At 72.4% G+C, this 11,962-nt stretch carries 9 protein-coding genes; 3 read left to right on the top strand and 6 right to left on the bottom strand.

Annotation, left to right across the window (positions count from 1 at the left end; all coding sequences use genetic code 11):
* The first annotated feature begins 311 nt into the window (after positions 1 to 311).
* Entirely contained in the window at positions 312 to 2,792 is a 2,481-nt protein-coding gene (locus tag RT2_RS10845) for a helix-turn-helix transcriptional regulator (protein WP_139191175.1), read from the top strand.
* Between the two features lie 18 nt (positions 2,793 to 2,810).
* On the opposite strand, the gene RT2_RS10840 is transcribed toward RT2_RS10845, so the two are convergent.
* The 4 genes from RT2_RS10840 to RT2_RS10825 all read right to left on the bottom strand — a co-directional run bounded on the left by RT2_RS10840 (position 2,811) and on the right by RT2_RS10825 (position 6,751).
* Complete coding sequence (locus tag RT2_RS10840; RefSeq protein ID WP_083577309.1) at positions 2,811 to 3,683, bottom strand: BPL-N domain-containing protein; 873 nt, start codon at positions 3,681 to 3,683, stop codon at positions 2,811 to 2,813.
* A gap of 73 nt (positions 3,684 to 3,756) precedes the next feature.
* On the bottom strand, positions 3,757 to 4,839 hold the full coding sequence (locus RT2_RS10835; protein WP_083577308.1) for a nucleoside hydrolase: 1,083 nt from the start codon (positions 4,837 to 4,839) through the stop codon (positions 3,757 to 3,759).
* A 1-nt stretch (position 4,840) separates the two neighbouring features.
* Positions 4,841 to 5,326 carry an OsmC family protein gene (locus RT2_RS10830; protein WP_245709259.1) on the bottom strand — a complete coding sequence of 162 codons (486 nt, stop codon included), beginning with the start codon at positions 5,324 to 5,326 and terminating at the stop codon, positions 4,841 to 4,843.
* Between the two features lie 69 nt (positions 5,327 to 5,395).
* Positions 5,396 to 6,751: a CoA transferase gene (locus RT2_RS10825; protein WP_083577306.1), complete on the bottom strand. Its 1,356-nt coding sequence runs from the start codon at positions 6,749 to 6,751 to the stop codon at positions 5,396 to 5,398.
* Between the two features lie 198 nt (positions 6,752 to 6,949).
* On the opposite strand from RT2_RS10825, the gene RT2_RS10820 reads away from it, so the two are divergent.
* The gene (locus RT2_RS10820) at positions 6,950 to 7,663 is read left to right on the top strand and encodes a lysoplasmalogenase (RefSeq protein ID WP_072844773.1); all 714 of its coding nucleotides are present in this window, start codon (positions 6,950 to 6,952) and stop codon (positions 7,661 to 7,663) included.
* On the opposite strand, the gene RT2_RS10815 is transcribed toward RT2_RS10820, so the two are convergent.
* Both RT2_RS10815 and RT2_RS10810 read right to left on the bottom strand, forming a co-directional pair.
* Complete coding sequence (locus tag RT2_RS10815; RefSeq protein ID WP_072844772.1) at positions 7,644 to 8,882, bottom strand: saccharopine dehydrogenase family protein; 1,239 nt, start codon at positions 8,880 to 8,882, stop codon at positions 7,644 to 7,646. The genes RT2_RS10820 and RT2_RS10815 overlap by 20 nt on opposite strands.
* Before the next feature lie 188 nt (positions 8,883 to 9,070).
* Complete coding sequence (locus tag RT2_RS10810) at positions 9,071 to 10,513, bottom strand: SDR family NAD(P)-dependent oxidoreductase (RefSeq protein ID WP_072844771.1); 1,443 nt, start codon at positions 10,511 to 10,513, stop codon at positions 9,071 to 9,073.
* A gap of 178 nt (positions 10,514 to 10,691) precedes the next feature.
* Here RT2_RS10810 and RT2_RS10805 point away from each other — a divergent pair, with 178 nt between their 5' ends.
* Positions 10,692 to 11,906 carry a S8 family peptidase gene (locus RT2_RS10805; protein ID WP_083577305.1) on the top strand — a complete coding sequence of 405 codons (1,215 nt, stop codon included), beginning with the start codon at positions 10,692 to 10,694 and terminating at the stop codon, positions 11,904 to 11,906.
* Positions 11,907 to 11,962 lie beyond the last annotated feature (56 nt).

Genomic DNA, 11,962 nt, shown 5'->3' with positions numbered 1-11,962 from the left:
TCGGCCGGAATCGGCAGTCGGGGGTGATGCGACGGACCCGGGGCCATCCGGTGTGGTGCAGATTTCAACCTCGTCTTCACCCGGTTTCGACCACTGCGAGTGTCCTGGATCACCCTGAAGTTTGGGCGCTGTTTGCGTCCAGTGACATCGCGGGTAACTTCGAGTGGAGGGTGGGCGATGCGCTGAATGTCCGGTTTGCGGTAACGGAACGACGCGCCCGCCCGACCACACAGTTGACCGGCCGAGGGGGGTGCAGGGTGTTCGAGACGTTCTGTGGTGAGGTCGTCAGGTCTGGGGCTGGGTCAGTGTTGGTGGCCGATCCGACGGTCGCGCTGCGCCCACGGCTGTTCGCCCGACTGGACGAGGGGCGCCCGCTCACGGTGATCGGTGGTCCGCGGGGCTCCGGCAAGTCCGCGCTCGTGCAGTCATGGTTGGCGACTCCCGCGGCGGCGCACCTGCACGCCGTCCTGGTCCCGGCGCCCGCCACGGGCCTTGATCCGGCCGACTACTGGCGGTGTGTCGACGAGGTGCTGCGTCGGGTCGACCCGAGCGTGGGCACCGCGGTTGTCGTCGACCTGCCCGAGTTGCTCCGCGAGGAGGACCACCGGACCGGGATTCTCGGACTGCTGCGGTCGTGGCCCGGCACCCGGGTGATCGTCACGACGCGCTGGGGCGCGGGGTTCGCGGACCACTGGCCCGCGGAACTCGAGGCGACGGTGCTCGTCGGTGCCGAGCTGTCCTTCACCGAGTCGGAGACGGCCGAGTACTTCGCCCGGTCGGGCGTGGTCCTCGACGAGCGGACCTACCGCAGCATCCACGCGGCGGTGGGTGGGCACGCCGGGCTGGTGAGGTCCGCGTTGGCCGTGGCCCGCGTGTTCGGCGCCGACTACGAGGTCGAGCGGGCCCGCTCGACCGATGCGCTCGACGCCGCGGTCGACCGGTACGTCGCCGACCAGTTCCTCGGTGACGCCGAGCTCGCGCCGCTTCGCCCGTTCCTGCTCTCGACCTCGGTCGCCGCCGTTGTGACGGTGGCCGTCGCCACGGCGTTGACCGGCGACGGCGCCCGGTCGCACCTCCTGACCCTCGAGCGGTCCGGCGTCCTGGTGCGTGCGGCGGGCCCGCAGATCGACGAGTGGGTCTACCCTCCGGCGGTCCGGACCGCGCTGGTCCGGGCCGCCAGGGCGGAGCACGGTGGGCGGAGCCTCCCGGAGTCCGCGGTCCTGGCCCGCCACTTCCAGCAGTCCGGAGACCTGCCCGAGGCGTTGGTGCACGCGGTCGAGGCGGAGCAGTGGGACCTCGCGCTGTCGATCGTGGGGGAAAACTGGGTGGAGATGATCCACACCCGGCCGACGGTGCTGCGGGAGAGCCTGACCGCGCTGCCGCCGTCGGTGGTCGAGGGCTTCCCCACGGTGAAGGCGGCCCGTGAGCTCTTCGTCCGTTGGGGATCCGACCAGGTCGAGGTCCCGTATCCGGGTGCGGCCGGGCCGGCCGGACGCACCGCGGGGAGTCGGGCGCCGCTCTCGCTTCGAGACACCCTCATCCTGAACACGGTCCAGATGATGGTCCTGCGGTTCGCCGGGGAGTTCGGCCGCGCCGTCGACCTTGCCGTTCACACCTCGGCCCTGGCCGCCGGCACCGCGGCGGCGGACCGGTCCGAGGTCGACGAGATCCTGCCGCTGCTCCGGCTGCAGTGGAGTATCACCCGGCAACTCGCCGGCGACCTCGGCGAGTCGACGACCGATCTGCTGCGGGCGTACCGGACCAGCGAGCTCGGTGGCATCGAGTTCGCCGCCCGCAACGCGGCGGGGGCGCTCGCACTGAACTATGCGCTCACCGGCGAGTACGGCCTCGCCGACCAGTGGCTCGAGGCCGAGGCCCGGTTCGGGGTGCCGGCCGGATGGGTCGGGCCGATGGTGCGGGTTCCCGGTCTGGTGGCTCGAGCGCTGGTCGGGGTGGGACGCCTCGACACCGCGTCGGCGGCGCGGGCCCTCGACCAGCTCGACGACCTGTCCGATCGCGACGAGCTCTGGGGCTTCGCGGTCTACGCGCGGTGCCGGCTGGACCTGGCGCGGGGTGCCGCGGAGGAGGGGCTGGACCGGGTGCGCCGTGCCGTCGCGGTGTACGGCCGCTGGTTGAGGCCAGGGAGCGTGTCCGGTCCGCTGCTGGTCGCGGTGGAGGCGGAACTCCGCTGCGCGCTGGGGCGCGCGACCGAGGCGCGAGCAGCGGTGGCGGGAACGTACCGGTCCCACCCGCTGGTGGCACTGGCGCGGGCCCGGGTCGAGTTCCAAACCGGGAACCCGGGCACCGCCGCCGTGGAGTGCGAGGAGCTGGCGCACCGCGGCGACGCGTGGACGGGGACCCGGATGGAGGCGGTCCTGCTCGGGTCGGCCGCATCGCTCGCCCTCGGGGAGGCGGAGGCCGCCGGCCGGGGTTGGCGCCGGGTGGCGGCATTCGTCGAGCAGACCGGGGCGGTCGGGCTGCTGACGACCGTGCCGGCCGCCGCGGTGGACGCGCTGTCGGCCGAGCTGCCCGCGCCGCAGGCGTGGCGGACGCTGCCGGCCGAGGAGCGTGCGGCGCAGTTCCCGGACCCGGTCCGGAGGGTCAGCCTGACGGGCCGGGAGGCGACTGTGCTCCGGTCCATGGTGGACGGGGCAACCGTCGCGGAAATTGCTTCGCGCCTGTACGTCTCGCCGAACACGGTGAAGACCCAACTTCAGTCCCTCTACCGCAAGCTCGGCGTGCACACGCGGGCCGATGCGATCCGGGTTGCGAGGGAGAGCGGCCTCGCCTGAGCGCCTGCCGGGGTGCCGTCAGCCGCCGTAGACGGTGGTCTCGATCAGGTCGTGTCCGAGCTCCGGGTGGATCGCGTTGGTGGGCGAGAGCCCGTCGCTGCGGAACCAGCCGCTGTGCGCCTCGGGATGCGGTGCGACGACGCCGACCCGGCCGGCGGCATAGTCCGCGACCACCGCGGCGGCCTGGCCACCGGCGTAGGTCGCGAGGATCTGCGCGGTGTGGTTCGAGTTCAGCTCGAAGACCGGGCCGTCCTGGAAGTAGAGGGTGCGCGGTTCGCCGCGCCAGAGGACGGTGATCCGAGCGGCGTCGGTGGTCGTGACCGTCGCGTCGGCCGCGGTGATGTACTGCCAGGTGTCGCCGGGCAGCAGCTTGAAACCCGGTGTCGCGCCGGCGAGGTAGCCGCCGAGGCAGAACCCGAGGTAGTTCCCGCCCCCGGAGACCCAGTTCCGGATGACGTTGGCGTACGGCTGCATCGCGACCCAGGCCGCGGACAGGGTGCCGCCGCCCGGCTGCACGTAGACGGTGGCCGTGTCGAGGACATTCTTGGTGATCTTCAGCTTCTCCTGCGGTCCGACGTACGCGGTGCGGAACGGACGCGGCGCCGTCTGCAGCAGTGCGGCGGCGGACTCCGGGCAGCCCGGCGAGGAGGCGGGTCCGCGGTAGACGAGTGCCAACGGCAGCTCGGCGGCGGTCGTGGTGGGCGCGGATGTCGGGAGAGGCGCGACGGTGGGAGCCGGCACCGGCGGCAGCGGCGAGGCCGCCGGCGGGGTGGTCGGTTGCGGCAATGGCCAGTTCGACGACAACTGCGCCTGTGCCGGTCCGGCGGTGGTGCCGCCCGCCAACAGGCCGGCGCCCGCGACACCCAGGAGAAGCCTTCGTCGATCGATCATCCAGACCTCCCAATCGTGCTGTCCCTCGTGGGGTTTGGTCCGACGCTACAACCCGGCGTGTGACAGGTGTGACTTAAGTCCTGAATTCGTCCGAACCCGTGCGCAGATCGGTGTCCGTCTGATCTCGGGCAAAGGCGCCGACCCGGTCGACGAGACGGGCGAAGAACGCGTCCGGATCGGTCCGGACCGCGACGTCGACATTTGGTGAGCGGCCCCACATCCCGTGCCAGTCCGCGACCGTGCAACCGCGAGTGAGGGTTCCGGCGAGCTCGACGTCGACGGTGGCGGGCCGGTACTCGGCCAGGGCCGGGTCCAGTGCGAGCGCAGCGGCGAACGGGTCGTGCATGTGGGCCAGGAAGCCCTGCCCGTGGTCGCGGTGGAACTCGAGGTAGAACCGCACCGCGTCGGACAGATGTCGGATGATCGGAACGGATGCGGCCGAACGGGTTCCGGGCGGATCCAGCTCGGTGACAATCTCGGCCGGCACGCTGCCCGCGGCCGCGGCGAGGCGCCGCAGGTGCTCGGGTCGCATCTCGATGGTCTCGGTGATGTCGAGCGGGCAGACGATCGGCCGGCGGTCCGCGGGCGCCGCGGAGAACGCGGCGAACACCTCCTGCGCCGCCTCCGGGTCCACCGAGATGTTCCACTCGGACTCGGGGGTGGTGTTGCCGGGATGGTTGAACGCGCCACCCATCACCACCAGCCGCCGGAGCAGCTGTGGCAGTGCGGGTTCGAGCCGGAGCGCGAGTGCGAGGTTGGTCAGCGGGCCGGTCACCAGTCCGGTCACCTCGCCGGGCCGGGACCGCGCCACCTCCACCCAGGCCTGCGTCGCGCTGCGCGTCGAGACCCGCCGGCCCGACGCGGGCAACTCGGCGTAACCGATGCCCTGCGGGCCGTGGGTGTCCTCGGTGGTGCGGAGCGGATCGGTCAGCGGCACCGGCGAACCGAGGGTGACCTCGACGTCCGGCCGGCCGCACAGGTCCAGCCAGGCCAGGTTGTTGGCGGCGACCTGCGCGGCGGGCACGTTGCCCGCGGTGCTCGCGACCGTCAGGATCTCGGCCTCGGGACTGGCCAGCAGGTACAGCAGGGCCAGCGAGTCGTCGATGCCGGTGTCGAGGTCGAGGATCAGCGGGACCCATGCCGATTCGTCGGTCACCTCAGGCCCCGATCCGGACGCGGGCCTGGTGGCGCACCGGGAAGTTCACCGAGCGCGCAATGAAGCACATCTGGTGGGCCTCCTGGTGGAGTGCGTCGAGCCGGTCGCGGACGTCGGTCGCCGAGCCCGCGGACGGCGACACCGTGACCTCCGGCCGGAGCGTCACCTCGGCGAATTGTCCGGCGCCGCCGGATTCCTCGGTCATCGTGCCGGTCGGGTGGTCGACGTACCCGGTCACCACCACACCGGCCGACGCCGCGAGGCCGAGGAACCAGAGCATGTGGCACTGGGACAGTGACGCAACCAGCAGTTCCTCCGGGTTCCAGCGCGACGGGTCGCCGCGGAACGAAGGGTCGGAGCTGCCCGGCAGGTCCGGTTTGCCGGTCGCCGAGACGACGTGTCCGCGGCCGTAGGCGCGAGGGTCCGCAGTTCCCTTGCCGCTGTTGCCGGTCCACGTCACGGTCAGGTCGTAGCGATGTTCGCGCACCCGGCTGATTCTGCCAGCTCGCGAGCCCGTCCCGACCACACCCGACGCCCGGTCGGACCCCGGCATCGGTCAGACCCAGTGCGGGGCGTCGGCGCCCCAGTCGTGGGCGGGAAACGGGTAGCTCTGACAACCGGGAAGCGGGGGACGGGCGGCGGTGACCGCCCCGTGGGTGACCGTGGTGTCCGGGCCGGGCGCCCGTGCGGTCACCGGATCGGCGACCCGTCCGGGCGCGTCGAGCAGCCAGCGGGCGGTCCTGGCCAGCGACACCGACACCGTCCGCCCCGAGCCGTCGCCGCGGCGCAGGGTCAGCGCGTCCACGATCCCGGCGGCCAGCAGGTACCCGCTGGCGTGGTCGAGCGCCTGCACCGGCAGCACGCCGGGATGTTCGCCGCCCTCGGCGAGCGAGATGCCGGTCGCGGCCTGGACTATGGAGTCGAAACCCCGGCGGTGTGCCCACGGGCCGTCGGTGCCCCACGCGCTGACCGAGCCGTGCACCATCCCGGCGGCCGCTTCGGCGAGCCCGAACCGGTCCAGCGCGCCGGGGCGGTAGCCGGTGACGAGCACGTCGGCGGTGGACAGCAGTCCGCGCATCGCCCGAGCCCCGTCGTCGGAGCCGAGGTCCAGCAGCGCCGACCGCTTTCCCTGGCCGGTGTCGCGGTGCTGCCAGTCGATCTCGTGCAGGTGCGGCGGATCGACGCGGAGCACCTGCGCCCCGAGCAGCGCCAACGCCCGCCCGGCGACCGGGCCGGCCAGTACCCGGGTCAGGTCCAGGACCCGCAGCCCGGCCAGCGGTCGGGCCGGATCGGTGGTCCGGCCGGCGTGACCCAGCGGGGTCGGGTCGGTGCCGGGCGCAGACCCGGGCGTGCCCATCCGGACGATCGGCCCGACGGCGGAGGCGACCCCCTGCGGATGCCGCGACCACTGTGCCTCGGTCCGTACCCGCGCCGCGACGGCGCCGGACTCGGCGGCCCGGTCCTCGACCTCCTGCGCCGACATCGTCCCGATCCGCGAGGACAGCACGCCCGCGTCGGAGTCCTCCGCGAGCTCGAGCGCCTCCAGCAGTCGGGCGCGATGGTGTGGGTAGTTCGCGTGGGTGCGAACCCACCCGTCGGCGGCGGCGAAGAACCCCGACATCGGCGCGAACCCGGACACCGGTTCGCCGTCGATGCGCATCATCGCGTCCCCGGCGAACGACGCGGCGACCCGCTCCGGGTCGAGCGCCCACGGGTGCGGATCCAGGCCGCGGGAGGCGAGCAGCCGGTCGACGGCGGAGGCCAGCGCGCCGACGGACCCCAGGGCGAGGGCGGCGGTCGGCAACCGGGACGAGAGGAAGCCGTCGGCGGGCGGGAAGACTTCCCGACCCGACGGGCGCGGCAGCGCGCAGCCGTTCTGGTAGTCGGTGAGGAGCAGCTCGGCGGACACCATCCCTGGACGCTATACCCGCAGACCGGGCGTATCTCCCAACCCCCGTTTCGGCGCCCCTGGCGCCCAATCGCTGCCCCGCTGCGTTGTCGTCGGCGCCGATACAACCCCGGTATCGGCTTCTCCTCCGCCTTGCCGGACCGCGATTGCTTCGCCAGGTGCATCCGAGTGGGGTTGAGAGACACGCCCTACCCTGGTCAGATGATTGCCGACCCCGCAGGACCTTTCGGACGCCGGCCCGCAGCCGCACTGGGCGCGTTCGCCGCGGTGTCGGTGACCCACCTGGCCGCCCAGCTCGTCGGCGCGGACGGCGTGGCGAACGTGAGCCAGTGGTTCCTGATGCCGCTGCTCGCCGGGTTCCTGGCGCTGGCCACCGCCGCGCCGCGCCCACGGCTGGTCCGGCTGACGCTGGCCGCGCTCGGCCTGTCCTGGCTGGGCGACGCCGCGCCGGACCTCGCGGACGGCGACACCGCGTTTCTCGTGATGATCGGGTTCTTCCTGCTCGCGCAGCTGGCGTACATCGCCGCGTTCTGGCCCTACCGCGCGGCGAGCGTGCTGCGCCGACCGGCGGTTTTCGGATACGTCGCGGTGATCGTTGCCCTGGTGGCGGCCTGCGCGCCGGGTGCGGGGCCGCTGCTCGTACCCGCGCTGGTCTACGGCATCTGTCTTGGCGCGATGGCCGCGCTCAGCACGGCGCTGGGCCGGGTCGCGGCCGTCGGCGGGGCGCTGTTCCTGCTGTCCGACTCCATGATTGCGCTCGGCGCGTTCGCGGACTGGTACCACCCGCCGGCCGAGGGGTTCGCGGTGATGCTCACCTACGTCGCCGGGCAGGCGCTGCTGGTTTTCGGGGTGCTGGCCGCCGCCCGGTCGACGGCAGCCGGCCCCCTCACCGCGACTACGTCCTCCGGACGCTGATCTCGAATCCGGCGGCCCGGAGCCGGTCGACGAGGGCGTCGCCGATGGCGGTGGCCGGGGTCAGCACGCCGGCGGCGGCGGGCAGCCTCTCGCCGTCGAACGCCAGCGCCAGCGCCGACTCGCCGAGCATCACCGCGGTCGCGGCGTACCCGGGGTCGCCCTGCGCGCGCACCCGGGCCGCGTACCGGGCGCCGGTGCTGGTGGTGGTGTAGAGGTCCATCGTGAAATGGCCAGTCCTGCGGGTCTTCTCGCTCGGGCCCTCGCCGGGTGCGGGCAGCACGCGGTCCAGGAGGTAGCGGGTGGGGCCGAAGGCGAGACCGGCCATCAGCGCGCCGAGCCCCGCCGACACCCCGGCGGCGAAGACGGGTGAGAGCGCCGACTGACCCACGCTCATCACCTCCCGGTACCGGAACGTGCGGCCGTACGCCCACTTGCGCAGCGAGTTGCTGCGGCGCACCACCCGGGTGTTCGTCGAGCCCATCACGAACGGCGCGGTGCGGCCGCCGAGGCCGGGCGCGATGTCCGAGCCCTTCACCATCTCGAAGTCGGACTGCCGGCCCAGGTCGGGTTCGGCGGCCAGGTCGGGGCTCAGCGAGTACGGGCCGGCCGCGATCCGGCGGGCGTGGCGGTCCACCTTCACGGTGTCGACCAGGTTGCGCATCGAGTCGACGGTGCCCCCACTGACCCCGCCGCGGAACGCGCTGACGACCAGCGTGGTGTCGGTGAGGTCGCCCTCGCCGTCGGCGCTCACCTGCTGGTGCAGCACGTGCACGCCGAGGTCCGAGGGGATGGAGTCGACGCCGCAGGAGTGCACGATGCGGGCCCCGGACGCCACGGCCACGTTGTGGAACCGGTCGATGCTCTCGCGGCCGAAGAGCACCTCGCCGGACAGGTCGGTGTAGTCGGTGCCCTCCTCGGCGCAGGCCCGCACCAGGTCGATCCCGTACTTCGCGTACGGGCCGACGGTGGTGACCACGACGTGCGTCGACTTCGCCAGTGCGGTCAGCGAGTCCGGGTCGTCCGCGTCGGCGATCAGGATCGGCCACGCCGACGCCCCCGGCAGCGACTCCCGCACCCGCTCGAGCCGCTCCCGGGAGCGGCCGGCGAGGCCGATCCGGGTGCCGTCGGGCGCGTGGCGGGCCAGGTACTCGGCGGTGAGCCTGCCGACAAAGCCGGAGGCGCCGTAGACGACGACGTCGAGGTCGCGGGTGCGGGTCATGCCGCCGAGCCTAGTGCCCCGTGCCCGAAGTCTTCTCGCGGTTGCCGGGGCCCACGCGGCGCCTCGCTGCGTTGTCGACGTCCCAGGTAGAACACCGCTACCCGTGACGTCTCCGCCTTCCGATGCATCCACGTGGATCCCCGGCACCCATCAACGGACTTCGAGCACGAGGCACCAGGTGGCTCAGGTCACCAGGGCGATGGCCGGTAGTCCTTGAGGAAGCAGCCGTAGAGGTCGACGCCGAGTTCGCCCTGCACGATGGGGTCGTACACGCGGGCCGCGCCGTCGACGAGGTCGAGCGGGGCGTGGAAGCCCTCGTCGGCCAGTCGCAGCTTGGTGTAGTGCGGCCGTTCGTCGGTGATCCAGCCGGTGTCCACGGCGGTCATCAGGATGCCGTCCTCGTCCAGCATCTCCTTGGCGCTGGTGCGGGTGAGCATGTTCAGCGCGGCCTTGGCCATGTTGGTGTGCGGGTGTCCGGCGCCCTTGTAGGCGCGGGAGAACTGGCCCTCCATCGCGGACACGTTCACCACGTACTTGCGGCGGGCCGCTGCCGCGGCCATCGCCGGGCGGAGCCGGGAGACCAGGATGAACGGTGCCACCGAGTTGCACAGCTGCACCTCGAGCAGCTCGATCGGGTCCACCTCGGCGACGGTCTGCACCCAGCTGTTGGTGTGTGCGAGGTCCGGGACCAGCCCGCCCGCGTCGATGGCGATGCCCTGCGAAATGCGTTCGGGGGAGGCCGAACCCGCGACCAAGGCCAGCTCGCTGACCTGGTGCACGATCGACTGCGCGGCCTCGGGCAGCGAACTGGCCAGCGAGGCCGGGTGGGCGTCGCTCGTCTTGCCGAAGGTGAGCACGTCCGGCAGTTCGCCCGCGGGCAGCGGACCGGACTCGGCCTCGACCAGCGCGGAGTAGGAGCCGGGGGAGCGGCGCACCGTCTGGGCGGCGTTGTTGATCAGGATGTCCAGCGGACCCTGGGCGGCGACCGAGTCGGCCAGCGAGACCACCTGGGCGGGATCGCGGAGGTCGATGCCGACGACGCGGAGCCGGTGGATCCAGTCGGCGCTGTCCTCCATCGCCTTGAACCGGCGGATCGCGTCGTTGGGGAAGCGGGTGGTGATGGTCAGGTGGGCGCCGTCGCGGAGCAGGCGCAGCGCGATGTACATGCCGATCTTGGCGCGGCCGCCGGTCAGCAGGGCGCGGCGGCCGGTGAGGTCGGTGCTGGCGTCGCGCTTGGCGTGGCTGCTGGCCGCGCAGTCCGGGCAGAGCTGGTGGTAGAAGGCGTCGACCACGGTGTAGCGCTGCTTGCAGATGTAGCAGGGGCGCGGGCGGATCAGGGTGCCCGCCGTGGCGCCCGGGGCGTTGGAGGTGATCAGTACGCCCGCGGTCTCGTCGTCGATGCGCTCGGGCGAGCCGGTCGCGGTGGCGGCGACGACCGCGCGGTCGGCCTCGGAGACCGCGTCCCGGGCCTCGATCCGGCGACGCCGCTTGAGCTCCTTGAACATCTTGCCGCTGGCCCGCTGCAGGGCCACCGAATCGGGGTGGTCCGAGTCGAGCTCACCGGCCGCGTTCAGCACCCGGATGCAGGTCTCCAGGTCGGTGGGATCGATACCTGTCATTGGTTGTGCCATCGGTTGCAAACTCAGTTCTGATCGCGTCGTACTGGTCGCAGCGAATCCTACCGAGTCGGCGGCCACCAGCCGATTCGGCCGCCGTCAACTGGTGACAACGGCGCCGGGCGCGAGGAGGATTTTTGGTGTCGGGGGATGGCCGGGCCGCCGCGCCCGGCGGGCGAGAGAGGCCGAGATCATGAACGAGAGAGCACTGAACGAGAGGGCGATCGGCGACGGCAGCGGGGCGATGCACCCGACCCTGCACGCCGAATCCGTGGTGCCGGTGACTGCGCCCCTGCAGAAGGACGGACCGTTCCTGCCGGAACTGACCGAGGTGGATCCGCTGGTGCGCGCGCCGGACGCGCGACGCGACTTCAACGTCGGCGGCGCGGGCGTCACGGTCGCCGTGCTGGACACCGGCCTGCGGTCGACGCACGTGGACTTCGCCGGCCGGGTGGTGCCGGGCCGCAACTTCACCGCCGACGGCGGACACGACCGGGCCGACGTCACCGACCGCAACGGCCACGGCACCAACGTCGCGGGCATCGTCTGCGCGGGCCGGATCCACACCGGGATCGCGCCCAACGCGCGGATCGTGCCGGTCAAGGTCCTGTGCGACGACGGCACCGGACGGTTCGCGGACGTCCGGGACGGGCTGGAGTGGGTACTCGACCACCGCGCCGCCCTCGGGATCTCCGGGGTCTGCATGTCGATGTGCGCGTCGGACAACCGGACCACCGACACCGACATGCCGGGTGATTCGATCGGTGCGCTGCTGCAGGAACTGGCGGACGCCGACGTCGCCTGCTGCGTGAACGCGGGCAGCGAGTACTACGCACACGGCGGCCTGCAGGGGATGAGCTACCCGGCGATCTTCCGGCAGACGATCAGCGTGGGAGCCGTCTACGACGCCGACGAGGGACCGTTCCGGTACCGGGACGGCGCCAAGGCGTTCAGCACGGCTCCGGACCGGTTGACGCCGTTCACCCAGCGCCTGCACCACAAGGTGGGTGGCGCGTGCGCGACGTCGCTGTTCGCGCCGGGGTCGCCGGTGACCTCCACCGGGATCCTCAACGACACCGGTGAGTCGATCCAGTACGGGGTCAGCCACGCGACGGCGTGCGCGACCGGCGTGGTGCTGCTGTTGCAGTCCTTCTACCTTCGTACGACGGGGTCGTTGCCGTCGGTCGCCGACCTGACCCGATGGCTGGCGCGCGGCAGCGAGGTGATCTACGACGGGGACGACGAGCACGACAACGTGGGCCACACCGGCCTGACGTTCCCGCGCGTGAGCGCGGTCGGCTCCCTGCTGGCCTGCGCGAAGGAACTCGCGATGCGTGAACTGGTCGCCGCGGAGCACGCGCGGACCCAGGCGCGCTCGCCCAGCGAGCCGGTGATGATGTCGAGGTGAACGCCAATGTCCTTGCGGCACAACGAGAAAGGCCCCGGATCGAAATCCGGGGCCTT

Origin of the sequence: Rhodococcus tukisamuensis NBRC 100609 (assembly GCF_001894985.1) — a bacterium.
GTDB classification, from domain to species: Bacteria; Actinomycetota; Actinomycetes; order Mycobacteriales; family Mycobacteriaceae; genus Rhodococcus_G; species Rhodococcus_G tukisamuensis.
The sequence above is the reverse complement of the archived record's forward strand: the minus strand, read 5'-3'. Positions and strand labels throughout refer to the sequence as shown.

Coding starts and splice junctions, on each gene's coding strand:
- RT2_RS10840 (WP_083577309.1), bottom strand. CDS start 3,683: ATGATCGATCGACGAAGGCTTCTCCTGGGTGTCGCGGGCGCCGGCCTG.
- RT2_RS10810 (WP_072844771.1), bottom strand. CDS start 10,513: ATGGCACAACCAATGACAGGTATCGATCCCACCGACCTGGAGACCTGC.
- RT2_RS10825 (WP_083577306.1), bottom strand. CDS start 6,751: ATGGTGTCCGCCGAGCTGCTCCTCACCGACTACCAGAACGGCTGCGCG.
- RT2_RS10820 (WP_072844773.1), top strand. CDS start 6,950: ATGATTGCCGACCCCGCAGGACCTTTCGGACGCCGGCCCGCAGCCGCA.
- RT2_RS10805 (WP_083577305.1), top strand. CDS start 10,692: ATGAACGAGAGAGCACTGAACGAGAGGGCGATCGGCGACGGCAGCGGG.
- RT2_RS10815 (WP_072844772.1), bottom strand. CDS start 8,882: ATGACCCGCACCCGCGACCTCGACGTCGTCGTCTACGGCGCCTCCGGC.